The sequence below is a fragment of the Methanolinea sp. genome, assembly GCA_030055515.1.
Lineage (GTDB): Archaea > Halobacteriota > Methanomicrobia > Methanomicrobiales > Methanospirillaceae > Methanolinea_A.
The window spans coordinates 645895-670822 of the sequence record JASFYI010000001.1 but is presented as its reverse complement, the minus strand read 5'-3'; the positions used below and the strand labels follow the sequence as shown (position 1 = coordinate 670822).

29 protein-coding genes are annotated in these 24928 nt (G+C 59.0%); 7 read left to right on the top strand and 22 right to left on the bottom strand.

Annotated elements, in window-relative coordinates:
* Positions 1-684 precede the first annotated feature (684 nt).
* Complete coding sequence (locus QFX32_03600; GenBank protein MDI9633124.1) at positions 685-1233, top strand: arginine decarboxylase, pyruvoyl-dependent; 549 nt, start codon at positions 685-687, stop codon at positions 1231-1233.
* Here QFX32_03600 and QFX32_03595 read toward each other — a convergent pair whose 3' ends face one another.
* The 16 genes from QFX32_03595 to QFX32_03520 form a co-directional block, all read right to left on the bottom strand.
* Positions 1234-1716 (bottom strand): chemotaxis protein CheD, encoded by a 483-nt coding sequence (locus QFX32_03595; GenBank protein ID MDI9633123.1) that lies wholly within the window; start codon positions 1714-1716, stop codon positions 1234-1236. It lies immediately after the preceding gene.
* A gap of 10 nt (positions 1717-1726) precedes the next feature.
* Entirely contained in the window at positions 1727-2332 is a 606-nt protein-coding gene (locus QFX32_03590; protein ID MDI9633122.1) for a chemotaxis protein CheC, read from the bottom strand.
* Between the two features lie 17 nt (positions 2333-2349).
* On the bottom strand, positions 2350-4317 hold the full coding sequence (locus QFX32_03585; protein MDI9633121.1) for a chemotaxis protein CheA: 1968 nt from the start codon (positions 4315-4317) through the stop codon (positions 2350-2352).
* Positions 4318-4323: 6 nt separating this feature from the next.
* Positions 4324-5352 carry a chemotaxis-specific protein-glutamate methyltransferase CheB gene (cheB, locus tag QFX32_03580; protein MDI9633120.1) on the bottom strand — a complete coding sequence of 343 codons (1029 nt, stop codon included), beginning with the start codon at positions 5350-5352 and terminating at the stop codon, positions 4324-4326.
* Positions 5353-5356: 4 nt separating this feature from the next.
* Positions 5357-5719 (bottom strand): response regulator, encoded by a 363-nt coding sequence (locus tag QFX32_03575; protein ID MDI9633119.1) that lies wholly within the window; start codon positions 5717-5719, stop codon positions 5357-5359.
* Between the two features lie 74 nt (positions 5720-5793).
* Positions 5794-6603 (bottom strand): CheF family chemotaxis protein, encoded by an 810-nt coding sequence (locus QFX32_03570; protein ID MDI9633118.1) that lies wholly within the window; start codon positions 6601-6603, stop codon positions 5794-5796.
* 21 nt (positions 6604-6624) lie between these two features.
* Positions 6625-7788 carry a hypothetical protein gene (locus QFX32_03565; GenBank protein ID MDI9633117.1) on the bottom strand — a complete coding sequence of 388 codons (1164 nt, stop codon included), beginning with the start codon at positions 7786-7788 and terminating at the stop codon, positions 6625-6627.
* Between the two features lie 4 nt (positions 7789-7792).
* Complete coding sequence (gene flaJ / locus QFX32_03560) at positions 7793-9388, bottom strand: archaellar assembly protein FlaJ (protein ID MDI9633116.1); 1596 nt, start codon at positions 9386-9388, stop codon at positions 7793-7795.
* Positions 9389-11257 (bottom strand): type II/IV secretion system ATPase subunit, encoded by a 1869-nt coding sequence (locus tag QFX32_03555; protein MDI9633115.1) that lies wholly within the window; start codon positions 11255-11257, stop codon positions 9389-9391. It abuts the gene before it with no gap.
* A gap of 4 nt (positions 11258-11261) precedes the next feature.
* On the bottom strand, positions 11262-12008 hold the full coding sequence (locus QFX32_03550) for an ATPase domain-containing protein (protein ID MDI9633114.1): 747 nt from the start codon (positions 12006-12008) through the stop codon (positions 11262-11264).
* Positions 12009-12087: 79 nt separating this feature from the next.
* Complete coding sequence (locus QFX32_03545) at positions 12088-12564, bottom strand: hypothetical protein (protein MDI9633113.1); 477 nt, start codon at positions 12562-12564, stop codon at positions 12088-12090.
* A gap of 18 nt (positions 12565-12582) precedes the next feature.
* Positions 12583-13056, bottom strand: a complete 474-nt coding sequence (locus tag QFX32_03540) for a flagellin (protein ID MDI9633112.1) — start codon at positions 13054-13056, stop codon at positions 12583-12585.
* Positions 13057-13062: 6 nt separating this feature from the next.
* Complete coding sequence (locus tag QFX32_03535; GenBank protein ID MDI9633111.1) at positions 13063-13977, bottom strand: hypothetical protein; 915 nt, start codon at positions 13975-13977, stop codon at positions 13063-13065.
* A 226-nt stretch (positions 13978-14203) separates the two neighbouring features.
* A complete protein-coding gene (locus QFX32_03530; GenBank protein ID MDI9633110.1) occupies positions 14204-14839 on the bottom strand; it encodes a flagellin in 636 nt (211 codons plus the stop codon).
* Positions 14840-14852: 13 nt separating this feature from the next.
* Complete coding sequence (locus QFX32_03525) at positions 14853-15437, bottom strand: flagellin (protein MDI9633109.1); 585 nt, start codon at positions 15435-15437, stop codon at positions 14853-14855.
* 150 nt (positions 15438-15587) lie between these two features.
* Positions 15588-16757, bottom strand: a complete 1170-nt coding sequence (locus QFX32_03520) for a HEAT repeat domain-containing protein (GenBank protein MDI9633108.1) — start codon at positions 16755-16757, stop codon at positions 15588-15590.
* Positions 16758-17016: 259 nt separating this feature from the next.
* On the opposite strand from QFX32_03520, the gene QFX32_03515 reads away from it, so the two are divergent.
* From QFX32_03515 to QFX32_03500, 4 genes are all read left to right on the top strand, one after another.
* Positions 17017-17265, top strand: a complete 249-nt coding sequence (locus QFX32_03515; protein MDI9633107.1) for a hypothetical protein — start codon at positions 17017-17019, stop codon at positions 17263-17265.
* Position 17266: 1 nt separating this feature from the next.
* Positions 17267-17881: a hypothetical protein gene (locus QFX32_03510; protein MDI9633106.1), complete on the top strand. Its 615-nt coding sequence runs from the start codon at positions 17267-17269 to the stop codon at positions 17879-17881.
* Positions 17882-17970: 89 nt separating this feature from the next.
* Positions 17971-18150: a hypothetical protein gene (locus QFX32_03505; GenBank protein ID MDI9633105.1), complete on the top strand. Its 180-nt coding sequence runs from the start codon at positions 17971-17973 to the stop codon at positions 18148-18150.
* Positions 18151-18169: 19 nt separating this feature from the next.
* Positions 18170-18358: a hypothetical protein gene (locus QFX32_03500; GenBank protein ID MDI9633104.1), complete on the top strand. Its 189-nt coding sequence runs from the start codon at positions 18170-18172 to the stop codon at positions 18356-18358.
* 9 nt (positions 18359-18367) lie between these two features.
* On the opposite strand, the gene QFX32_03495 is transcribed toward QFX32_03500, so the two are convergent.
* Entirely contained in the window at positions 18368-18772 is a 405-nt protein-coding gene (locus tag QFX32_03495; GenBank protein ID MDI9633103.1) for a tetratricopeptide repeat protein, read from the bottom strand.
* A 161-nt stretch (positions 18773-18933) separates the two neighbouring features.
* Positions 18934-19152, bottom strand: a complete 219-nt coding sequence (locus QFX32_03490) for a hypothetical protein (protein MDI9633102.1) — start codon at positions 19150-19152, stop codon at positions 18934-18936.
* A 13-nt stretch (positions 19153-19165) separates the two neighbouring features.
* Here QFX32_03490 and QFX32_03485 point away from each other — a divergent pair, with 13 nt between their 5' ends.
* The gene (locus QFX32_03485; GenBank protein MDI9633101.1) at positions 19166-19645 is read left to right on the top strand and encodes a hypothetical protein; all 480 of its coding nucleotides are present in this window, start codon (positions 19166-19168) and stop codon (positions 19643-19645) included.
* Here the strand turns inward: QFX32_03485 and QFX32_03480 are convergent.
* The 3 genes from QFX32_03480 to QFX32_03470 all read right to left on the bottom strand — a co-directional run bounded on the left by QFX32_03480 (position 19631) and on the right by QFX32_03470 (position 22771).
* Positions 19631-20227, bottom strand: coding sequence for a molybdenum cofactor guanylyltransferase (locus QFX32_03480; protein ID MDI9633100.1), 597 nt, complete (start codon positions 20225-20227; stop codon positions 19631-19633). The two genes, QFX32_03485 and QFX32_03480, sit on opposite strands and share 15 nt — an antisense overlap.
* Positions 20228-20327: 100 nt before the next feature.
* A complete protein-coding gene (locus QFX32_03475) occupies positions 20328-20777 on the bottom strand; it encodes an MGMT family protein (protein ID MDI9633099.1) in 450 nt (149 codons plus the stop codon).
* Positions 20768-22771, bottom strand: coding sequence for an ATP-dependent DNA helicase (locus QFX32_03470; GenBank protein MDI9633098.1), 2004 nt, complete (start codon positions 22769-22771; stop codon positions 20768-20770). Before QFX32_03470 ends, QFX32_03475 begins: the two co-directional genes overlap by 10 nt.
* A gap of 58 nt (positions 22772-22829) precedes the next feature.
* Here QFX32_03470 and purB point away from each other — a divergent pair, with 58 nt between their 5' ends.
* The gene (purB, locus tag QFX32_03465; GenBank protein ID MDI9633097.1) at positions 22830-24179 is read left to right on the top strand and encodes an adenylosuccinate lyase; all 1350 of its coding nucleotides are present in this window, start codon (positions 22830-22832) and stop codon (positions 24177-24179) included.
* Between the two features lie 43 nt (positions 24180-24222).
* Here the strand turns inward: purB and QFX32_03460 are convergent, their stop codons facing one another.
* Positions 24223-24906 (bottom strand): FKBP-type peptidyl-prolyl cis-trans isomerase, encoded by a 684-nt coding sequence (locus QFX32_03460; protein MDI9633096.1) that lies wholly within the window; start codon positions 24904-24906, stop codon positions 24223-24225.
* Positions 24907-24928: the final 22 nt, after the last annotated feature.

Here is a 24928-nt window from a genome sequence, read left to right as displayed (position 1 = left end):
CATATATGGTATGCAAGGGGAGTTTTAATATGTGTCGAGGGTCGAAACGGGAAGTGTAAATCCGTTATTTTAATGCGCAGTCACCCCTCGATTGCGCGGCGCCCGAAGGGACCCCTCGCCGACACACCCACCACCGTGAAAGTCTATGGCTTCCACAGGAGTCCCCACGATGGTGCCTGACGGTATTCCCGGGAGGTTTGGGGGGGGGCGGGGGTGATCCTGCTCCCACTAGATAGATGCTAAAAAGAGAGAGGCATCTTTCTTTCACACTCTTCATCACGGTCGCCGTGACAGCACACGGGGCGAATTGACGAGACCGCGTGAACAGGTGCGGCCAAACCCATCGCAGTCTTGAGGTTTTACGCTCGCCTTTTCTCACATCGGGCACCATCGGTAATAGTGTGAAGGACACCGCCGCAGTGGCCAATCGCCACCAAAGAACCACTCACAAACAGGTAACCGTCACCTCGACACGGGAGAACAGGCCTTGGGAAACCGTCTCAAGCGCACGTGGGGATGCACTATCATCATCTTCCCCTTTCACACTCCGTAATGTGACGATGTGTCATCTTTTTTTTCTAATCAAAAGATTTAATGCATTCCTAATGAAAAATTAAAACGATATATAAGATTTTTTGCAAAACAAAAAGATTAAAGAATTCAAAATGCGATTATTTCAGGAATATGGTCGTCCCAACGAAGGTGTTTTTCACGAAGGGCGTGGGTGTCCACAAGGACAAACTTGCATCCTTCGAGCTCGCACTGCGCAAGGCCGGGATCGAGAAGTTCAACCTCGTGTACGTCTCGAGCATATTCCCTCCCAATTGCAAGATAGTCTCCGTGGAGGAAGGGTGCAAGCTCCTCGAGCCGGGCGAGATCACGTACTGCGTGATGGCGAAGAACGAGACGAACGAGCCCAACAGGCTCATATCCGCGGCGATAGGCCTCGCACTGCCAAAAGACGCAAACGAGTACGGCTACCTCTCCGAGCACCACGCGTTCGGGGAGACTGCCGAGAAGACCGGCGACTACGCCGAGGATCTCGCGGCCACGATGCTCGCGACAACGCTCGGGATCGAGTTTGACATCAACAAGGCGTGGCAGGAACGCGAGCAGATCTACAAGGCGAGTGGGAAGATCATCAAGACGACCCAGATCTGCCAGTCGGCGCAGGGGGACAAGAACGGGCTGTGGACGACTGTCATCGCCGCTGCGGTATTCATCACGAAATAATCAGATGTACTTGATCATCCCGTTGGCAGTCTTCACGCTTATTTTTCCTTTTTCCGCGGGGTAATACACGATCGTCCTTCCCTGAACACCACCGGTCTCCTCTGCGACGATCTTTATGTTCAATCTTTTGAGGTGCACCTTCACCGCCTCGATGTTCCTGTCACCGATGTTGAGATTCCCGGAGAACGACTGGAACATGGACGCCCCCCCCACGATCTTCGACACGAGGGAGTCGGTCCCCGATCCCTGTCGCTTGATCTCCCTGACGAGGAGCTCGACGGCAGTATCGGCGTACTTCGCCGGGCGGTCACTCCGCCCCTGGGACTCGGGGAGCATGATGTGCGCGAGCCCCCCGATATCCCTCGCCTGGTCGTGAATCACGAGTCCTATGCAGGAGCCGAGGCCGATCGCGGACATCGGTGTCCTGCCGACGAAGTACTCTCCGATTCCAACCATCACGACCTGTTCTTCGGGGGGCTGCATTCTTTCCCTTTCACTTCATCAGGTTTTCGAGCATGCTGATGATCTCGTCCAGCATCGGCCTGTTCGGGAGTAGGAAGAGGTTACTGTGGATTTTGTACTGGTCGCTCTTCAGCTCGGTCTTGAATATGACGACCTGGTTGAATTCCGTGTAATCCTGTGCGGCGAGGATCGACTCGAATGCCGCGTGGGGCATGTCGATGACGAGGGAAGGCGGTGAAGGGAGCATGACGATCGAGAGGAGGGTTGCAGTGGCATCGAGGAACGCGGATACCATGATGTTCCCTATCTCGAGCAGCGCGCTCTGGTCCATTTCCGTGAGGTCCCTCTCGAGCTCGGTCATCCCGAGCATCGCGTTCGTCAGGCGCACGACAGAATTTTTCGGGATGTGGAGGAGCACGTATCCCCCGCCCGAGACCTCCCCCGTGATCTGGAAAATGACGAGGGCCGCCGGTTCGTCCCCCACGTACTCGTGAACCTTCCCGATATCCACCACGCGAATCTCGGGGACTTCCATCTCGATATTCGTCATGAGCATTGTCGAGAGGGTCGTCGCAGCGTGGGCCGCCCCGATATTCCCCAGTTCCCTCAATGCATCTGCTTGCTGGCTGTTGAGCATCTCACTCTCTCCTCTTTTTACGCTTCCCTTATGATCGAACTCACGTCAAGGACCGGGACGACCTCGCCATCCCCGGGGATCGTGACCCCCGAGATCCCCTTGATGGTTCCCACGACCTTTGAAAGTGGTTTTATCACGACTTCCTGCTGCCCCTCGATTCCGTCCACGGCGATGGTCCTCTTCCTGTTCTGGTGCTGGAGGACGACGAGGATATCCGTTCCGCGCGAGAGACCGAACATGTCATCGAGCCGGTCGAGCGGGATCACCTCGTCGCGGATGACAATCGTCTCCCTGCCGCCTATCGTGTGGATGTGCTCGGGGACGAGTGCCGCGACCTCCACGACGTTGTGGATGGGAATCGCGCACCTCCTGCCATTGATCCGCACCATCATCACGTTGACGATCGCCATCGTCGGGGGGAGGAGGAGTTCGAACGTGGTCCCCTCGCCCTCGCGGCTCTCGACCTTGATTGTCCCGTGGAGGGCCTCGAGTGCCGTCCTGACGACATCGAGACCCACACCCCTGCCGCTGATGTCCGTGATCTTCTCCGCGGTGCTGAATCCCGGGTGGAAGAGGAACTCGATGATCTGTTCCCGGCTCATCGACTCGGCCTCTGCCGGCGTGACAAGCCCTTTCTCGATGGCCTTTCTCTTCACCTTGTCGACGTGGATTCCCTGACCGTCGTCCTGTACCCTGATGATGACGTTGTCCCTATCACGCCGCGCGGAGAGGATGAGCGTTCCCTTCCGCGGTTTTCCCGCAGCCTCGCGCACTTCTGGCAGTTCGATCCCGTGGTCGATCGCGTTGCGGATGAGGTGGAGGAGGGGATCGTTCAGGCCGTCCATAACACTCCTGTCGAGTTCCGTGTCCCCCCCCTCCACGATGAATTCCACTTCCTTTCCCTCCCTGTGGGCGATGTCCCTGACGGTCCGGGGGAACCTGTTGAAGATGTGGGAGAGGGGGATCATCCGGATGTCCATCATCAGGGCCTGGAGGTCGGAGACCGACCTCCCGATCATGTTCAGCGTCTCGTCCAGTTCCTTGATCTGGTGCGCCCGCGCGATCTCCGTGATCCGGCCCTTGTTGATGACGAGGTCCTCGACGAGGTTCATCATCGAGTCGAGCCTGCTTATGTCGACCCGTATGTTCCTGACTTCGCGACTTTTCTCGACCTTCTCGGGGAGTTTTCCCGCTTTCCGCTCGTCCACGGTGGCAGGGGCCGCAGGTGAGGGGGGCCTCGGGGCAACCGTCTCTGTCCTGTCCCGGGACCTGATGGTGGCTGAAAGGACGTCGGTCGTGGCCGCGATAGTCCTGAGGGCATCGATCCCCGCGTCGCTCGTGATCTCGACCTCGAAGCGCCGGCCGAAGTCGCCGTCCTCCACGACCGACCGGTCGGGGGTCACCCTCTCGATCGTCCCCACCGCTTCGAGGTTCTGGAGGATGACCATCGCACGGAGGTTGGGGTTGTCGCACGTGTCCTTGAGCTGGATCGTGAGGAAGTACTTCTGGGAGGCCGTGGAATCGCTGCCTCCTTCAATGCCGGGGGCGGTACCACCTCCCGTCGCGGGGGACTCGTACTTTTCCTCCGGCCCTCCCCCTTCTCCCCTCGCTATCCAGTTCTTCAGCTCTGCCACGAGTTCATCGAGATTCTGGGGAATTCCCGGACCGCCGCATTCGATATCGTCGAGCATTGCCTCGATCTGGTCGGACGCGACGAGGAGCGAGTCCATGAGTTCACGTGTTATCGCGAGCCTTCCGCCCCTTATCTCCTGGAACACGTCCTCCATCGCGTGGCAGAGCTTCTCCATCCCCTTGAAGTCCATCGAGGCAGACATTCCCTTGAGGGAGTGGGCGGCCCGGAAGATCTCCGCGATTGCACTTTCTGACGCCTCGGTCTCGAGGAGGAGGAGGTTTTTCACGATGATCTCGTGGTTTTCCCTCGACTCCGCGATGTAGAGAGACCTGTACGCATCAAGTTCCGACATATGCCTTTAGTTCACCATCCCTTTCACGACCTTCGCGACCTCCCTGCCGATCTGCGAGAGGGGGAGGACCTTGTCCACGCAGTTCCGGGAGAGGGCAGCCCGGGCCATGCCGTAGACGAGGCAGTCCTCCTCCCTCGCGACGATCGTCTTGCCCCCGTGCTGCTTGATCGCTGCCATCCCCTCGCCGCCATCCGATCCCATCCCGGAGAGAATAATGGATATCGTTCTCTCCCTGAATGTCGTTGCAGCAGAGAGGAACGTCTTGTCCACCGCGGGCCGGACACTGTGCACGGGCGGGGACTGCGAGTGGATAATCCTCCCTCCCCGCGTGCCGTTTTCCCCGATGTGTGCCGCGATGAGCGTGTGGTACCCTCCCTTCGAGATGTAGACGTTCCCTCGGAGGAGTACGTCGCCGTTCTCGGTCTCCTTGACCGGCATGGGAGAGATTCTGTTCAAGCGGGTTGCGAGCGACGCGGTGAAGCCCCCCTCGGGCATGTGCTGCGTGATGACGACCGCGGCAGGGAGGGGGGATTCAATCGACGAGAGGAGGACGTCGAGCATGGGCGGCCCGCCCGCCGATGCCCCGATGACGACGAGCGTGTCGGCGATTGCGGCCGGCAGGCTCTCCTTCCGCTTCACGTACGAGATCCTGACGAGGTTGCGGATCTTCTCGATGAGTTCCCGTCCGATCTCCCTCACGGCACCCGGCTCCCGCGGCTTGAGCATGAAATCGTCCGCGCCGAGGCTCATCGCCGTCCGCGTCATCTCCGCGCCCTCGGAGGTGAGCGAGGAGAGCATGAGAACTTTCGGGAAGTTGGGGACCTGCGAGCGCCTCCTCAGTACTTCGAGGCCATCCATCCTCGGCATCTCGATGTCGAGCGTCATCACGTCGGGCGAATACTCCCCGATTTTCTTGAGCGCGTCGACACCGTCCACCGCTGTCGCGACCACGTCTATTTCGGGATCCTTCTCGAGCATGTCCCTGATCATGGTCCTCATGAAGAGGGAATCATCAACGACCAGAACCCGGATCATCGTCTCATGAATTCAGGACGTTATTGATCTCTTCGAGAACCTTGGGTGCCTGGAACGGCTTGACGATGTATCCCCGCGCACCCGACTTGATCGCGAGCTTGACCATCTGTTCCTGTCCCACGGCCGTGCACATGACGACCTTCGCGTTGGGGTCGAACGCACGTATCTCCTTTAAGGCCTCGATCCCGTTGACCTTGGGCATCACGACGTCCATCGTGACGAGGTCGGGTTTGAGTTCCTTGTACTTGGCGACTGCCTCGTCACCGTCGCCCGCCTCGCCCACGATGTCATGCCCACCGGAAAAGAGGATATTCTTCAGGAGTGTGCGCATGAAGAGGGTGTCGTCCACTATCAGAATTCTCCCCATAGAGACCACTATAAAGGTGAATACGAAGAATTTATATATTTAATGTTGCAGGGAAGGGGAAAACACCACGTTGCTCACTGCGTGGGGGGTTTCACGGACTCGGTGATGAACCTGACGCCCTTGGGGGTGAGCTGGACTTCCCGCCGCACCTGCGTGACCTCTGCCATCCCGAGCTTGATGAGCTTTTCGTAGATTGAATCGAGGTTCTTGTAGGGGATGTTGAGCATCTTCTCGATCGCGTGGGAATCCATCCCGCTGTAGACGAGCATCCCGACCTGGGCGGCGACCGGGTCCAGCTCCTCTCCCGTGACCTCGAGGTCCTTTGTTGCGTCCTTGAGGAAGTTGAGGAGTATCTGGAGTGTGGAGAGGGGGCAGAGGACGTAACTTGTCACGACATCCGAGTTCTCCATGTGGTCTATCTTCAGGACATCCACCTGGTTCTTCTGGACCTCTTTCTTCGTGAGCTCCATGCTCGTGACCTCCTTGAGGCCGACCGAGACCTGCTTGTTCTGGCTCACGAACCATATCGTCGACTTGAGGACCGCGATTGCCCCTTTCTCCCACGTCGCGTTCGTGACCATCACGCCACCCCTCACTGCGGGGGACATGAAGTATGCCATGAGCCTGTAGGCACTGCACGACCTGACGATGTACTGTTTCATCACCGCGAGGACCTTCTCCACGCTCGCGATCCTGTAGGTGGACGGCGGGTCCCCCTTGACGGTGATGATGAGGACGTTCTTCTTCTCCTCGAGGTCGATGACCGACTTGTAGGGGATGGATGCCTTGAAGGGCTCCACGATGGTCATGGCATCCTGCTGGAGGTCGACCTTGCCGACGACCCATTTCCCGTCCTTTTCAAGCTTGACTGGAACCAGTGCCATGTCCGTGCACGCACCTTTGGGTCACAGTTTCCCTGATTTCCTCGGTTTCAGGAGCTCCTCGAGTTCTTTCTGGAGGTCCGCCGCGTCTATCTTGAGATCCTTGAGATCCCTCACGAGGCTCGCGTATTCACCCTTCTTCTTGGCCTTCACCTCGGTCTTGAGGGCGGCCATGAGGTCGTCGTCCTCGCGCTTCCCCGTGCCGAACGAGAGCATCTCCATCTCGGGCTCCGGCGCCGACGGAATGGATTTCGGTTCCGCGCCCGTGGGTTTCGGGGAGGGAGGAGCTGCACTTCCCTTGGCAGGGGCAGGCGGACTCTTCGCCGGTGCGGCAGGTGTTGCGGGCTGCGAAGGCGTCGTATCACCCTCGATCTCTATCCCCTCGAGGTCGATTGACTCGATATCAACCAGGTCTTCGGATGGGAGGGGGACCTCCATCTCGAGCTCGTCCTTGTGCGCCTCGAGGATCTCCTTCACCTCGTCCGCGTCGTTCGTCTCGTCGATGGTGATGGACTCCTCTTCAGCTGCGAGCGAGAGGTCCATCTGGGTAACCTGTGATTCTCCGGAGGCAGGTTCCGAATCGGAGATCTCGACCGGTGCGGGAATATCGATGCCGAGATCCTCGTCACCCGGGATGGAAAACTCGGGGGCTTCCTCGATTCCGGAAAGGAGGTCGGGATTCAGGTCCTCCCCGACGAGGGCTGCAAACGGGTCCTCCTCTTTTTTCTTCTCCACCGGTGCGGCCTCGGGGATCACGTCCTCGAGCGATGTGATTGCCTCGCCCTTCACGGTCTTGTCGAGCAGTGTATCGATCTTCTTGGACTTTTCCTGCTCGCCCGCGCGGGATGAACGGGTTTTCACGAGGTCTTTTCCAAGGAGGGCAAATGCCTTCTTGAGGGAAGAGAAGAACTCCCGCAGGCCCTGCGCATCCTTCCGTGGCGAGGGTTTCTTCTCTTCCTTCTCTCTCCTGAATAACGGTTTTTTCGCAGGCTTTTCACCGGCCGGGACGACCTTTTTCTCCCTTTTCAGCGAGGGCATCCTCACCGTTCCCGTGACGAGGAGGACGAGGAACGCGAGCGCGACGGCACCGAGGAGGAGGTAAAAGAAAGGGAGGTCGAAGAGGAGCATCAGTGTCCCGAATGCCATGATGACGACGAGGAGGATTACCCTGGTTGTCGATTCCTGCATCGCTCTAGATCCCCTGGAACGTAGGAATATTGAAGAACATACCAACTATTACCGGCGCGACGATATAAATGATCCCCGTGACGCCGAGGAGGAGGCTCGCGAAGAAATAGTAAATGTACCGGTCTCCACCCATCACGATCTTCCCTGCGATGATGTTGGAGAGCGTGAGGATCGTGATCATGATGACCGTGTAGACTCCCATCTCGTACTGCGGGAAGTTCACGAAGAGGTTGATGCCTCCCGCGAGGGTCCCCGAGATGGTTCCGGACTGCGTGATGGCAGAACTCGCTGTTCCCATGGAGGAGATGACACCCCCTATCGCTTCTGCCATCCTGATCATGATGTGGAAGAGGAAGAGGAATATCCCGACCATCATCGCGTGCATGGGAATGAGGAGGATGACGAACCCCATCGCGAGGTGGTTCCTCTTCTCCCGCAGGAGAACCTGTTCCAGCATGGAGGAGCCCACCATCTGCCCGATGATGTCGGGCTTTCCCCCCAGTTCCACGGAGTCGCGGAAAATGTTGAGGTACTTGTAGATGAGGTTGCTCCCGCACTCGTAGATGAAACGCTGCCACACGAGTTTCTCGTCGAGGCCGAGGTTCAGCTTCGAGTAGACCCCATTGATGAAAGGCTCGAGGTTCTCGAGGGATTTCCTGTCGATCTCGGCGAGGGCATTCCTTATCGTGACGCCCTTCCCGCCCATCACCGCGCCGAGCGACCTGATGAAGGTGGTGAACTCCGTGTCGCGGACGATGATGTTCTTGTCGTCGAGGTACCCGATCAACCCGAGCGGGAGGAGGAGGAGACCGACCATGAGCATCGAGAGGCCGATGTTCGCCGTGAGGACCGCGAGGAGGATCGCGGCCACTGCGGCGATGGGAACGATCTTCTTCTCGAGGCTCCGGATCAGGTTCTGTTCCCTCGAACCCTTCTCGAGCTGGTGCGTCTTGTCGTCCTGCGGGACGGACCTGTACATCGTCACTATCCCGAAGAAGGAGACGGCGATGACGATGGCGTAAGAGGAGACGAGCGTCTGCTGGATGTCGTCGGGCGCAAAGATCGCGACCGAGATCATCATGATGATCCCGATGAGCGTGGCCGAAAAGAGCATCGCGATGTACGCGTCGCTCCACTTTTTCAGCATCTCCAGCCCCTGTTCGTACGCGTTCCGGTAGACGCTCCTTATGGTCGCAAGTTCCCTCGTGAGGAAGTCCTCGTCCGGGACGCCCGACTCGATGGAGTTCGAGTACCTGTGGAGCATGCTCCGCAGCATCTCGTTCTGGACTTTTTCCGCGATGAGGGAGAGTGCCTGGACGTAGCTGTAGTTCCAGCGCTTGACGAAGAACTCGACCCTCTCGATGTACTTCGTGGGGACGTACTCTTTCCGCGCGGCGGTATAGGCGAATATCTCCGGTCTCGTCGCCTGCGCCGTGGTGATGGAGGCCATGTACGTGACCATGAAGAGGAGGTCTGGCCCCATCCTCTTGTTCTCGGATATTTTGGATATCCTCTCTTTTATGGAAGAAAAGAGATCTTGGAAGGGGAGTTTTCCCGCGTTGGCCCGCCGGACCTTTTCCCCGAATGCTGTCAGCGGCATCTACATGGAGTCGATATCGATCTTGAGGAGACCCTGCTTCTTGATCTTCGTGATCATGTGGTAGAGGTCGTAGAACCCGGTGTAGCCCGCCTTGTGGAGCCTCTCGAGGATCCGGGCCCTCTTCTCCACCTCGTCGTAGATCAGGGCTTTCTTGTGCTCCGGGATGCCGAGCATTGTCGCGATCTTGTTCTCGAGGAGGTAACTACTCCCTTTCCCGGTGAACTCGTGGGTGTCGGTGACGGGATCCCAGTGGAACATCTCGACGAATGAGAACCCCTGGGTCTCGGGGTTGTACCCGACGAGTTCGTTCACGCTCAGCATCCGGCGGACCGTCTCCCCTGTCGGCCTCTTGACCGCGCTCTGGATGACCACGATGTTGAGGTTGTCCACGTACGTCTTGGGGATGTTGATTGGGTCCCCGCAGAGACGCTGGATGAGTTTCTCCACGGACGCGGCGTGGAACGTCGAGAGGACGGGGTGGCCGGTCTGCATCGCGCCAAAGGCGACGGCCCCCTCGACTCCACGGATTTCACCCACGAGGATCTGGTTTGGACGCTGGCGGAGGGCTGCCTTGAGGAGGTCGAACATGGTGACGTCAGATCCTTCCCCTTCACCTCTCCCCTTGCCCTTGGAGACCTCGCGCGTCCAGTTCTTGTGGGGAACCTGCAGTTCGGGCGTGTCCTCGATGGTCACGATCTTGTTCTCGGGCGGGATGAAGGTCGTGAGGGCGTTGAGGCTCGTCGTCTTCCCGCTGGCAGTCTCCCCGCTCATGAAGAGGGACATCCCGTTCTCGATGCAGAGCCAGAGGTAAGCGGCGACCATGTAGTCGCACGTCTTGAATTCGATCAGCTTCAGGATACTGATCGGGTCGTCCATCGCCTTCCTGATGGTGAAGTTGCTCCCCTTCCGGCTGATCTCCGTGCTGTAAACGATGTTGATACGGGACCCGTCCGGGAGGGTCGCGTCCACGATGGGGTTGCGGTACGTGATGGGCCTCTTCGTCCTCTCCGCGAGCTTGATGACGAAGTTGTCGAGGTCCTCGGTGTTATCCCACCCGACGACCGATTTCAGTCCCTTGAAGATCTTATGCTCGACGAAGATGGGACCGACCCCGTCGACGGTGATATCCTCGATGTACCTGTCGTTGATGAAGGGTTTCAGGAGCCCCACGTCGATTTTGTCGCGGATCACGAGGTACTCGATTGCCCGGTACTCCTGCGGCGTCACGATGATCCTGCCGTCGGGGGTCTGGGGGACGTTCGCGAGGGCAAGGGCCCTGTGGGGGTTCTCCTTCGCGGTGAGGTCCTTGTTGAGGAAATCCTTTATCTTCGCGACGAACCCCTTGTTGTTCGTCTTCCCTGTCAACAGGGGGACATCTTCGCCGGGTTTCTTCACGTAGAGGACCTGGCTGATGAGGCGCTTGAGCACTTCGGCCCGCTCCTCGTCGGTGACCGGGTCCTCCTCGAGGGCATCGAGCAGGTCGACGAGCTTCACCTCGACTGCAGGGAGGAGGTCTTTCACGCTGTGCATGAAGGAAGGGTCGACGGGGATGTAGTAATTCCGGACGTCGTTAGGGTCGAAGAAGATGTGGACGAAGACCGTGTCGTCCGCCGGGTAGATGAGGTTTGGATCCGATATGGACTTAAGATCCCTTTTTAGCTCGGAGAAGAAGAGCGGGATCCCGTATTCATCGACGGGGAAGATGTGGAGGTACTCGAGGAGGTGCGGTGCCTTCTTCACGTATTCCTTCGCGTTGACCGGCAGCATCCGGTAGAGTGCACACCCCTCGATGTTGTTCACGCAGTCGTTGTCCTCGGTGTTCTCTGCAGGCTTGAAGGGAAGCGTGAGAGCTGCCGTGAGCGACGCCATGTGATCACACCTTTGCCATCGATATGGGGATGATCTTCATGCCGTACCCGGGGTGGACCTCGAACGAGACCAGGTTGCCCGTGGTCTTGCGGGCCCCCCGCACCTTGATCACCTCGAGGACCATGACGTACTTGTCCCCGATGAGGGCCTTCTTCATGAGAAGGTGTGCATCGCAGATGGAACGTATCCTGATGAGGGTGTCCTCCTCGAAGGCGTACGTGTGGAGCGTGATGAGGATCGTCTTCCCATGGTCGACGAGGTTCTTGCAGTTGGTCAGGAACGAGAGGATCGATGCCTGGTCGGTATACTCCGTGAACATCGTGAGCGAGTCGATGATCGCGACCTCTGCCTTGCTCCGGCGGATGTGGTTCACGATGCGGTGGAGGATACCGTCCATCTCCTCCTTTGTCCACTTGAAGCCGACCATGTGGAGGTGGAAGAGCCGGATGTAGCCCCACGCGAAGTAGTCCGATATGTCGAGGCTCATGGACTCCATCTGGGTGAGGAAACTCTTTGCCGTGAGCTCTGTCGAGTAGAGATCGACGCGGAACCCCTGTTTCATCGCCCCCCACATGATCTGCTGGGTGAGCACGCTCTTCCCCGTGTCGTTCTCGCCCTCTATCAGGGTGAGTGACCCGAGGGGAAGGCCGTCGGCTATCTTCTTGTCGATCTCGCTGTTGCCTGTCGAGAGGATATTCTTGTCCTCTCCCCCGAGGAGACTCGAGAGTCCTTCGCTCACTGACCCTGCCATGGGTGGTACTGAATATTATATCGTAATATTGATATAAAGTGATCCTTACCGGACGTGAGGACAATCCGGGGACCGCATCTCAGATTTCGTGGGAGAGTGCCACCCCGTTGGGTGTCACTATCTTGAAGTAGGATGGGGAAATACCTGCATACCTCACGGAGATATTGATGGTCTCGCCGGGATCCCACTGGTTTGGGTAGATGAGATTGTCCCTTATCTCTTCTATACTCCAGCTCCCGACCTGTGGATAGTCGCTGTAGGGAAACCGGAACCATTCCCGCGAGATCTCGTCGGAGACGAAGACATCCATGTAGCGGTAATCCCTTATGGGTTCCCGCCCGTTGTTCCCGAGCTCGATGTACACGGTCCCGGGCGAGAGGGAGCTGTCGACGTACTGCACCGACGTCCCGAGCATCTTGAGCTGGATTTCTGTCATGTCCTTCTGCGCCGTGGAGACGACCTCGCTCGTGACAAGCGTGCTGCCCGCGAGGACGTACGCGGTGACGATGATGACGATGATTCCAAACGCGGTTGCGACGAGGGATGCAGCGGCCATCGGAGTCTTCCCTTTACGCTAACTCGAGAACTTCGAGAAGCTCATCTCCCTCCTCGCCCCGTTCGGGAGGACGATTGCCACGTACACGTCGTCGCTCCCCGCGAGGTACGAGCCGATATCCGTCTTCGTGAGCGTCAGGGTCTCGCCCGGGTCCCAGTAGGAATTCCCGAGTTCGGCCCTGTCGTACAACCCCTTGAGCGACCACCGCTCGAAATTCCCGGGGTTTCCGGCGTAGAGATCGCCGTTGTCCAGCTCGTTTGCATGGATGCGTGCCGACCCGACGTTCTTCACCCACACTTTCACGGCTGTACTGTTGGCAAAGGTATTCACGATCCTGAAATCCGTCCGTATCTTCGTCTCGGCCTGTGTCGTGACAGACCCGAAAGTATCAGCCGTCCTGTAGATGGCGGGAAATATCGCGTTGATGAGGACGCCTGCGGCTATCACTGCACTGATGAGAAAGAGGGCGGTGACGATGGTCTCGCTGGACATCTCGCCTTACGGTCTGTCGCGCGAGGGTAAATACTCTTGTTCGCTGGCATCCTCCCTGCGGTGCCTTCCGGGGGTGAGGAACCTCTGCGTCTCGCGCTCCTCCCTCTTCTCCATCAGGACCTCTATCATGTCGCGGTCGAGCGTGGAGTCGGACGGGTTGAGGATGTGGTTGAGCTCGTACAGCTCGGAGACGAACTCGTCTGCCCGTATCTCGTGCAGTTCCCCGATGCTGGTCGGCATGAGCCTCGCCATGTCTTTTACGAGCTTGCAGTTCTTGTCCGAGATGTAGCCCATCGCGTGATATGCATCGAGCATCAGGTCGACGCGGTCGTGCCCGTACCTCTTGACGTTGCGGGAGGTCCACTCGAAGAGCCGGAAGACCTTCTGGAGCCTGACCTTGTCCCCTGCCTGTGCCTTAGGGGTCTCTTCCTCCTTCGGGAGGGACGCAAGCTGGGACTTCAGTGCAGCGAGCAGGTCGACCTCGGATTTCGACGGCTGCACCGACGGGTGTGCCGCATGTGTTTCGGGTGCAACTGCCATTGATTGGGAGGAGATGGAGGGACCTTGGGATTCCGTTTTCGTTTCTGGAACTTCTAATTTCTCTCCCGGAGCACCCTTCTCCTCTCCCTTCTTCGTCTCGGCAGTCGACTTTATGGCGCCGGCAGCGGACTCGATGGCACTCGACGTGTCCCGGAGAACGCTCGCCATCTTCGCGGAGACGTCGCCTTCAGAACCCATGCCGCCGGTGGAAACGATCGGGTTCTCGAGGTCGTTCATCCGCTCACGGATGTCTATGAGCAGTCGTTTAATGGAGGTCTTCAGCAGCTCGACCTCGTCCTGGAGCTTGAGGAGCTTCACCTCCGGGTCGTCGGACGAGGCAGAGGCGATGATGTGGTCGACCTGTGACTGACTGACTGCCATGGTTTAGATTCTATAGGGAACTAATAGTTAAAGGTTACTTTTGGTGAAATATTATTATAATTTAATTATTTATATAATTAACCTGTATCAAACAATCTTTTATGTACTCAGTGGATGAGACTGTCAATGTGTAAACCATTTTACTGATTTAACCATCCTATTTTGTCAATGAATCTATTAATTAATATCTAAATATAAAAATTAAATAAAGGAAAAATGGAACTGTTTAAGTCCCGAGGATGTTTACCACGTCGATACCCGCAGGAACCCTCCGGACAATGGGATATGCTGCTCCATTTGCAGGCTGGAGTGTGACGGTAAATGGAACATTCCTTGCTGCAGTTGTGGGGACCTTTATACCGATGATAAACTGTTCGCCGGGTTCAAGGAGATTGTCCCCGTCATCATTGACCCTCTCGATGATGCCCCACATCGGCGTTGTTGCATCTTTAAGTTGCTCTTCAGTAATGGATATACTCGTAGCTGGATCATATCCAGGTGGACCGTAACCTGCGGGTGATGCATCTCTCGGCTGTCCACCCCAGCGGGTTGTCTCATCTGTATATTCCACAATAACCTTGGTGATGTCGACTGCAGTCCCTCCCGCAGTATTTCCAATTGTGAATTTGATGTAGGAGATATTTTCAGCGTTTGAAGTTATTGCGATCCCATACACGGATCCAATGACCTCAAAACTTGATGTTGCTTGTTTCGTTGCCGAATACACGGTCTCCTGGCTCTTCTGCGTTGTGAAGAATCCGGCACCAAGGACCACGTATGAGAACACCGCGGCCACGACAACGAATGCGATCAGGACGATTGCGGCCTCGAGGCCCGTGAATGCCCTCTCCAAATCATTCATTCTTAGGGACATCTCAATACACCTCGTAGTAAGAATTCGCAGTAAATCCTGCGGGCGCGTGTTTCTGGAGGAGTAAGGAAGCACCTACATCAGGCTTGATCTCAATTGAGAAGAGATCATTTGTCCCTATGAGCACATCCTCTGTAGGTACGGTCGTATCAATTGTAACCTTCCACATTTCGTCGGTCTCCAGCAGATGATCATGGTCACCGGTGATCTCGATTCTTGAAATCTTCGGACTCGAGCCCGTGGCATTCTGGTCAATGTAGAGGACATCCTGTGCCGTTGTTGTCAGGTGATAGGTAATTTTCGTGAGATCCATCGGTGAGGCACCCGCAGCCGGTTTCAGGTTGAAGCTGATGGTTTTTACGTATGTCCCATTTGAATCAATTTGCAGGACCACCGGCCCGGACTCCGCGAGGTTCGCGCTCGCCTGCTTCGTTGCCGCGTACACGGTCTCCTGGCTCTTCTGCGTCGTGAAGAACCCGGCACCGAGCACCACATACGAGAACACCGCAGCCACGACCACGAATGCGATCAGCACAATCGCGGCCTCTAGCCCGGTGAACGCGTCGTCTTTCCTTCCTTCGTTCTTCATAGTCTACACCTCACGGGACTAACGGATCCCTCCAGTTAGCCCGTAAGTGTAGATTAGCCTCCTTATTTATAAATATTTGCATCGTCCTACCCGTATCGGACCGAAAAGCATGTTCCGTGGCACCACGGGCCGGGGGTCAAATCAAAAATTTTATATGGTGTTGTTGAGCGCCTGTATCGCCCTCGGGTCGTCGATCTCCTCGAGTGCCCGGATGACACGCAGCCGAACCCCCGAATCCTCGTCGTTGAGCGCCTCGATGAGGGGCTCGACCACGCGGGGATCGTTGCACTTCGAGAGGGCACTCACCGCACGGAGGCGGACGCTCCTGTCAGGGTCCTTCAGCGCGGCGATGAGCGTGTCGATGACGCTGTGGTCCCCGATCCGGCCGAGGGACTTGATGGCCTCGCGCCGGACAAACCGGTTCTCGTCCTGCATCGCACGGGTGAGGGCGGGGAGGGCCCTCTTGTCCCCGATGAGCCTGAGGGCGACTGCGGCCCCCATCCTCACGTGCCAGTCGGGATCCTCCATGGCAGAGAGGAGGTGGGGGAGTGCCTTCTCCCCCATGTCCCCGAGGCCCTCGGCCGCCCCCTCCCTCCCGTACCGGTCCTCGTCCTTGAGTGCATTGATGAGCGGGACGATCGCCCGCTCGTCGCCGATCTTGCCGAGTGACTTTGCGGCCTCGCGGCGCACGTACCGGTTCTCGTCGGAGAGGAGGCCGATCAGGGGCTCGACAGCCCGGCTGTCCCCGAGGTCTCCGAGGGCCCTTGCCGCCTCCTCCCGCACCTCCTCGTCGGGGCTATGGAGGGCGCGGACGACATCCTCGAACGCACCCTCGAACTTGATCTTCGCCCGGATGGAAGGGTGCTCCATCGCCTCCTCGAATGTCTCTCCAAGACCGGAATGCTCGAAGAATCCCCGCAGGAAAGATTCGACGAGTGTCCTGTCCTTCGCGTACAGCGCGAGTGCAACGAAGATCGCGATGTCCATCCCGGCATTCAAGAGGGAGATGAAGGGGTTCTGCACGATCCCCTCGAGGAAGAGTACCGTTGTGAGGAGTAGTATCGCGGCGATGAGGAGGATCGTGATCTGGAGGCCGCGGCGCGGGTACCAGAGCGCGAGGAGGATGATGGGGATGAGGTAGAGGTGGGGGATGAGGGGGTAGAGCGACGTCGCAAAAGCCTGGTCGCGGGAGACGACGAGGAAGAGGGTGAAGACAAGGGAGGTGACTGCAAACGTGGCGATGATGAAGAGTTTGACGGTGTCCCTCCTCTCATGGAGCGTATGGTGTGCGGTAGCGAGGAGGCGGGAGGAGCCGGACATGGTACAATCAGAGTATGCTCCAAGGTAACATAAAAACGGAACGGTGCGCTGCAAGACTGCGAGATCTCCTCCCGTGCGGATACGCTGGACCACGTTCGTGTGGTTTTCCGGTCACGAGCTGGAACAATGGAACCATTCTCCAGTGAAGAATAGGCATTCTGGTAAATTCTCCTAAAATTTTCGAAAATAGGGTCCTGCGGCGGGTGGAGCGGGAACCCTAAACCTATATTGGAGGAGAACGATACATGAGAGTCAAGCTATGGACATCATGACCATCCGCCCCTGGATTTTCTTCTACCTCATCTGTTTTGTCGCTTTACTCCTCGCGACGACATTCATCGTCCAGGGAATCACGCCCCTTTTCTGGATGAGCTCGACCCTCATCATCGTCGTGGTGGGTTTCAATTTCATCCTCATCTTCAACGAGGTGAGGGAACACCTCAAGAGGAAGGAATTGATGCAGCAGATATCGAACAAGGACAAGAACAACAAGGGAAAGAAAGAGTAGGATGGATGGGGACGAGGCCCGCGGGTCAGGGGACGTGACAATCCACCCGAACGTTCACGAGGTGCGTTTCTGGCAGAACCTTGTGCACCTCCGCCGGATGGTGGCGCACATCAGGGAGAGGGACGCGGTGATATCGGCACTCTCCCGCGACGCGTCGCTCCCGGAAAAGACGAGGGACGATGCCCTCTCGTTCCTGAAAAAAGAAAGGGAAGAGAATCTCTCCGCGTTCCACGACTTCCTCGCAAACTTCGTCACCACGAGCCTCCGGGGTCTCCACCGGACGGACATTTCACTCCAATTCTCGTTCGAATTGGGCGGTTCGTATCGCGTGGAGGAATCCGTCCTCCACATCGATGGGAAACCCCTCTCCCTCCCTCAGGGGGAAGGGGAGAAGCTTATCTCTCTCCTTGTCCCCGTGCTGTCCAGCGAAGATCCGTGCGGAGCTCTCCTCTCCTTCTACAAGGCATGCGAGGAGGCACACGATCGGGGGGCAAGGTTCGGTTTGGAGAGCTGCAGGCTTGAACTCTTCCGGGAGGTATATCCCGGAAAGTCATTCCACGCGACGCTCAGGCTCCCCGCATCTACATTCTTTGGCGAAAAGAACGGCGAACGGTAGAATGGGAGAGCCCTCGGGGATACAGTGACACGTTCTCCCCGGTGGGAGGTTAGGTTTATCATATCACCGATCGGTAAGTGTGCTGAGAGATGATGGACGAACTGGTCATCTACCTTGTCATCGGGATTCTGATGTTCATCATCGGTCTCGTCGCGGGACACCTCGTGATGAGTACGTATTATTCCCGTCGGTTTCTCGCAATCGCGAAGGAGTGCGAGCGGGCAGATTCCATCGTGCCCCTGATATCCGAGATGGAGAGGGAATCCTGAAAAGCCGGGGTGGCAGGAGATGGTGGACGTCACGGCCTACATCGTCATCAGCATCGTCACACTCTGTTTTGGTCTCCTCGTGGGATTCCAGGTGGCCCACATCATGTATGTCAGGCGCCTCACGCGCCTTGCCAAGAGGTGCGTGGACACGGGGACGATCGCGCCGGTCCTCGTCGAGATCGAGATTGCAGAAACCCCGGAAAAATAGGGCGGACTCTTACTCCCGCGTTTTTTCTGCCTCTACCTGTTTCAGCATCATCCTCTTCAATTTCTCGCGGCAGCTCTCCCCGAGGTCGGACCACGGGATCGCCTCGAGCTCCACGCCTTTCCCGGTCTCTTCCTTCGTCATGTCCACGGCCATCGCGAGGGTACGGTCGAGTGCTTTTGCCTTCTCCCAGCACTTTCTCGCCTCTCCGTCCCTGCCGAGCCCTCCCTGGAGGGTGATTCCCTTGAATGCCCAGACGTCGGCATTGTGGGGAACGATCTCGAGGGCCTTATCATAGTACTCTACCGCCTCCTCGTATCTCTGGTCGTGGGCGAGCATGTCTGCCTTCAGGACGTACCCGTCCGCGAGGTTCAGGGAGCGATCGACCTTTTTCCAGAATGACTCCTTCTTTTCCATGATTCGGGAACCGGCACTCCTACAGTAGTGGGAGGAATGGTGCATATAAGGATATGCATCCCGTCCGTGGGCAATGCAACCACGTCTCCCCCGTGACAATCGGTGCGCTTGGACGGGTGGTCCGCGTAAATCAGATAGTAAATAGATAAATAATGGCAGCATCAATCCCTCTTCCAGATGAGAAACGCAGGGACTGCAAGTCTCCTGATCGTCATCCTTTTACTCGGTACTTTTTTTCCCGGGTGCATCACTCCCCCGCGGGAGAACGGGGTTAGTAAGCCCCACGCCGGGGACTCGACAACCCCTCCCCTCCCGACTTCAACCCCGACGGAGACGAGAGTAATCGATACCCGGTTCGTCACCCCTGCGACCCCCCTCATTACGCCAAGCCCGGTGACGACCCAGGTTTCACTGAGCAGGATCCCGGAACCCCCTGCCGAGCAGGTCCCCTCCAGGGTCATCTACCGGAACGAGATCGCGTTCCAGAACACGGCGACGGCGTACTCCGTGACGGTGGAGAACCCCCCGCTCTCCATCGAGATGTGCATCAGCCCCCGGATGGTCACCCGCAACATATGGTACGAGAGCAGGTTCACGACGAGGGACGACGTGTACACCCAGAAGACGGTCATCAGTCCCCAGGCGTACCTCGAGGTGAGGGTCCGAGACAAGGCAACGGGAGAGGTGGTGGCGAGGGACGGGTTTGCGAAAACCTACAGCATCGATACGTACAAGGTCATGACCGTCCGCTCGTACGGGGAATACATCGTCGAGTTCCTTGGAAACGACCTCAACGTGACGGTCCAGATGAAGGTCCCTGCCGGGCCGGAAGAGGCCGCAACGCCGGTCGCGACGCTCTCATGCCCGCCGTGAGAGGTTCCGGAGATCTTCGGGGGTATTCACGTTCGTGAACGTCCGCAGGCCGGGGTCCATTCCCTCGAGGCTGCGGGCATCCACGAACACCGCGCGGAGGGACTGCGCGAGTGCCCGGAGGGACGGGGGGTCTTCCCTCTCGAGGCACGAGACGAGCGCAGACCTCCTGTACACCGCGTGGAGCGGTTCGAGCATCTCCTCGTTCCACCGCGGGATGACCGCGTCCCCCTCTCCGATGAGCGAGAAGAGGTGCCTGACGACACCCGGCGAGATGCACGGCATGTCGCACGCGCACACGAAGAGGAGGTCGCCGGATGCAGCGAGTGCACCGGCATGTATCCCTCCCACGGGCCCTCTCCCCTTCCTGATGTCCTCCACGCACCGCACACCTCCGAGCCCGGAGAAACGCCTGCACTGGGAGGCGTCCTTCGCGACGATGATTATCTCGTCCGTGACCTCCCCCAGCCTCTCCACCAGCCTCTCGATGAAAGTGTGCCCGTCGACCGAAAAGAAGTATTTCTCCCGTCCCGCTGCCCGCCTCGCCTCGCCACCGGCGAGGATCACCGCCGACCGCCCTGTCATGCACGCCTCCGCGGTGCCTTTCCCATCACGTCCCGGGCATCCTCGGGGAACGGGTACGCGAGAGGCAATCCTGCGCGATGCATCCGAATCTCATTATCCCTCATCTCGGAAAAGCCCTCCTCCCCCTCTCCTCCATCTCGAGGAGCAGCCTCTTCAGGTCGGGATCGGGGGAAAAACCCCCTAGGCCATCCTTCGAGACGACCCTGTGGCATGGAACGACAATGGGGGTAGGGTTCCTCTTCATCGCGAGGCCCACGACGCGGGGCGAAACGCCGACAAGCGATCCCACCTCCGCGTATGTCCTCGTCTCGCCGTAGGGAATCTTGCGGACTTCCCGGTAGATTGCGGAGAAGGGATAGTCCGGCGAGAGAGCGATGCTCGAGAGGCCCTCGAAGTCCTCCCTGTATCCCATGCAGTACCGCCTGACCTCTAGGGGCACGGGCCCCGCGAGGGGCAGGCGCGAGAACCTCACCCTCGAGACGAGGGTGCCCGTCCAGTGGACGTGGACGTGCCAGAGACCGAGCGGGCACGATCCTTCCATCATCTCCATGACCTCAGAATGTGCTGGAATTCCGGGAACCGGCACGGGCGGAGTTCTTCCCTCATCCACTCCGAGAGCCCACGGTTGACCCTCTCCTCGAGGAACCTTCTCTCCCCGAGGATGAGCACCCCGCGGTCCTCGGGAGACCGGATGACCCTCCCGAGTGCCTGCTGGGCCCTGTTCACCGCGGGGAGGGTGTAGCAGAGGAATTCCCCTTCGTCACCGAACTTCCGCCTGTAGTAATCGATGATCATCTTCCTCACGCGCGTGAAAGGTGCGAGGGGGAGGCCTACCACCATGGCGGCCCTGAGCAGTTCACCCCGGTAGTCGAGGCCCTCGCTCCACTTCCCGCCGCACACCGCGAGGAGGAGGCCTGATCTCCCCGTCGAGGGGAGCGCGAGGAAGGAGCGGAGCGCCTCTTCCGCGCTGCGCGCGTCCCGTGGCTCCACGAACACGCTCTTTCCCCCCAGGTCCTGGCCGAGGCGCCCCGCGAAGTGCTCGAGGAATATGTAAGAAGGGAAATACACCGCGAGGTTCCCGGGCAGGCGCGAGAATTCCCTCACGTAATTCTCTATGAGCCGGAGGTTCGATTCGTTCTGCCGCATCGAGTACGCGGTCGTGATGTCGCACGCGCAGAGGACGAGCCTGTTTTCCCGGGGAAACGCGTTGGGCAGGGAGAGGGTTCTCGCGGGGAGATCGCCGAAGTAGAGGCGGGCATAGCTCTCGACGGGCGAGAGGGTACCCGAGATCAGGATGCACGCGTGGTGGGCGCAGGCGATCTCCCTCAGTCTCACGCCGGGGTCGATGCACCTCACCTCGAGGGTAACCTTCCCCTCTTCGTTCTGGAAGAGCGTGAGGAAGGAGGGATCGGTCGCGGAGACCGAGAGGGAGAAGAGGAATCGCGCGAGCTTCTCGGTGGCACTCTCGCGGAATTCGCCGTCCTGCATGTTTCTCTCCCCTATCCTCCTCGCGATCTCCACGAGGTCGTCCACGATCGCGGTCGTCTCCGTGTAGAGCGATCCCTTCACCACCATCCTCTCGAAGATACGGGGGTCGAACCAGTCCTCGGCTCCCGGCGAGTTCTTCAACCCTTCCATGAACTCGGAGATCCTCGTGATAACGTGGGAGAGGGCAGTAGCAGTCCCCTTCCGCCGGGACGCTCCTGCCATCTCCTGCATGGCCTGCACGAGTGTCTCCCCGTCGATTTCGACGCTCTGCGCCGCCGCGACCGCATCGCCGCAGTTATGCGCCTCGTCGATGAGGAGCACTGTATCGGACGCATCGAGTTCGAGCGCCCCAAAGAGGTTCTTCGCGATCTCCTCGTCGAAGACGTGCTGGTAGTTGAGGAGGATGACGTCCGCCTTCTGCGCGGCGAGGACCATCATCTCGTAGGGGCAGACGGGATCGGCCACATCGCGGAGATCCTTGGGCCAGACCGTCTCCCTCGCCACGCGGTCTGCCGCAGTGCGGAGTTCGGCGGACGGCGACACGCGGAGCCCGCCCTCCGACCGGCTAAAAACCCTGCTCGCGATGAAGTGGGGACAGAGGGTTGGCCTCTCGGGATCCATGCGGCGCAATTGCTGCCTGATGAAGGGGTCCCGCGAGGGCACGAGCGACCCCCTCTCGGCCCGCTCGCGCATGAGCGTCGACGAAAAATTCTTGAGGCCCTCGCACCGGCGGTACACGTCGCCCTCTCCCCCGAGGGGACACATCCCTCGCTTCCCGATCAGGTAGGCAACGCGGATACCGGGCTTCTTCTTCCGTATCAGTGCCGCTTCCCTGATGAAGGTGGAGAGCTGGCTCACGGTCCTCACGGCAACGAGGACACGCCTCCCGTCCGCGCCCGCGAGGAGGGCAGAGAGGATGCTCGACTTCCCGCTCCCCGTCGGGGCATCGATAAGGGCGATTCCCCCCTCCCTCGCGCACGCCATGGAGAACTCGAGCATCCTCCGCTGGTGCGGGCGAAAGCTCTCGTAGGGGAAAAAATCCATGAGCCCCGTCATCCGTGGAAGGTTTCACCCCTGACTCCTTTTTATTATCGGGCAGGACCAACCTCTTGCCATGGCCATTCACCCCATCGAGTACAGGTACGGGACAGAGGAGATGCGGCGGATATGGAGCGAGGATTTCCGGTTTTCCTGCATCGTCAGGGCGGAAGTCGCGCTCGCACGTGCACTCGCCCGGCACGGTCTCATCCCGCAGTGGGCAGCGGACGCGATCGAAGCAGGGGCAGGGAAGGCGACGCTCGCCCGCGCCAAGGAGATCGAGCGGGAAATCGGCCACGACATGATGGCAATCGTGAAGGCGATCGCCGAGCAGTGCGGGGAAGGGGGCGGTTACGTCCACTTCGGGGCGACATCGAACGATATCCTCGACACCGCGACGGGGCTCCAGCTCAAGGAGGCAACCGTGGTACTCGACCGGAAGCTCCGGAGACTCCTCTGCGTCCTGCTCCGGAGGGCAACGGAGACCCGGGACCTCGTCTGCGCGGCGAGGACGCACGGCCAGATTGGGGTCCCGACGACATACGGCCTGCGGTTCTCCATATGGGCAAGCGAGGTCGGCCGGCACATCGAGAGGCTCTCCCAGATGACGCCCCGCATCGCGGTCGGGAAGCTGACCGGGGCCGTGGGGACGCAGGCCGCGATCGGGGAAAAGGGGATGGAGGTCCAGGCCACGATGATGGAACTGCTCGGTCTTGCGCCCGTGGACGTCGCAAACCAGGTCATCTCGAGGGACCGGTACGCGGAGTACTTCATGTTCCTCGCGAACGTGGCGACCACCCTCGACAAGATTGGAATCGAGGTCCGGACGCTCCAGAGGACCGAGATAGGAGAGGTGGAGGAGCCGTTCGGCGACCGCCAGGTGGGATCGAGCACCATGCCCCACAAGCGGAACCCAATCAAGAGCGAGCAGGTGTGCGGCCTCGCGAGGATCGTCCGTTCTTCGGTCGGCGCTGCTCTCGAGAACAATACCCTCTGGGACGAGCGCGATCTCACGAACTCCTCGTGCGAGCGCGTCATATTCCCCGAGGCGAGCATCCTTTCCGACCACATCCTTTCGGTGATGACGGGTGTCCTCGAGGGGCTGGTCATCCGGCCAGAGAGGATCGCGAGGAACCTGTCCATCCTCCACGGGATAAACATGGCAGAATCAGTGATGATCGCGCTCGCGGAGAGGGGGATGGACAGGCAGGAGGCCCACGAGCTCCTCCGGAGGGCGAGCATGGAGGCCCTCCAGAACGACGTCCCGCTCCTCTCGGTGCTCCAGGGAAAGGGCGAGGTCACGGCGGTCATTTCACGGGACGAACTGGAGAGGCTGCTCGATCCCGCGCACTACGTGGGTACCGCACCGCGACAGGTGGAGAGACTCGTCACGAAGCTTTCGCCGCTCTGCACAGGTGCGATGTGAATGGCGGGAGTGAATGGGGAGAAGGGGAGATCTATTCCGCGGTCTATTCCGCGGTCCCCTCTTCCCGCGGCCGCTCAAAGACCTCCTCGAGGACAATTTTTTCGAGGGACGGGATCGCGTCGAATGATTCCTTGATGACCCTGCTCCTCCACATGAGCCACCGCCTGTCAAACACTATCCCGGGCGGGAGGTGGATGGTGAGGAGACTTGAATCGAGCGTGACGCCCATGTCCCTTCCCGAAAAGAGCCTTATTAAGCCTTTCACCTTCTCCACCGGGTCGTCGACGCGCTCCTCGATGCGGAACCGGTACGCGAGTGTCTTTCCCGCGAGGGGATGGTTGAAATCGACGAGCACCCTGTTCCCAATCATGTCGACCACCTTCCCCTCCCCCCTCTCCGGGACCTTCAGGATGGCCCCCTTCTTCGGCTTCTCCCGGAACGCATTCTTGTTGAATGCCTCGACGAGCGAGGGGTCGTGCTGCCCGAAGGCCTTCTCGGGGGGGACTTCTATCTCCCCCTCCTCTCCGACCTCCTTGCCCTCGAGTGCCTCGTCGAGCCCGAGGATCACGTGGCGGCTGCCCACGCGGATGGTCACGGGACCGTATCCCGCGCCCGGATTGTGGATATTTGCCTGCTTTGCGGTCTCCTCGTCGGTCGTGTCGAAAACGGACCCTTCCACGCGGCCCGTGTAGCTCAGACGGATGAAATCGCCCTTCTGAATCGCCATCTCTCACACCTGGTACTTCCCG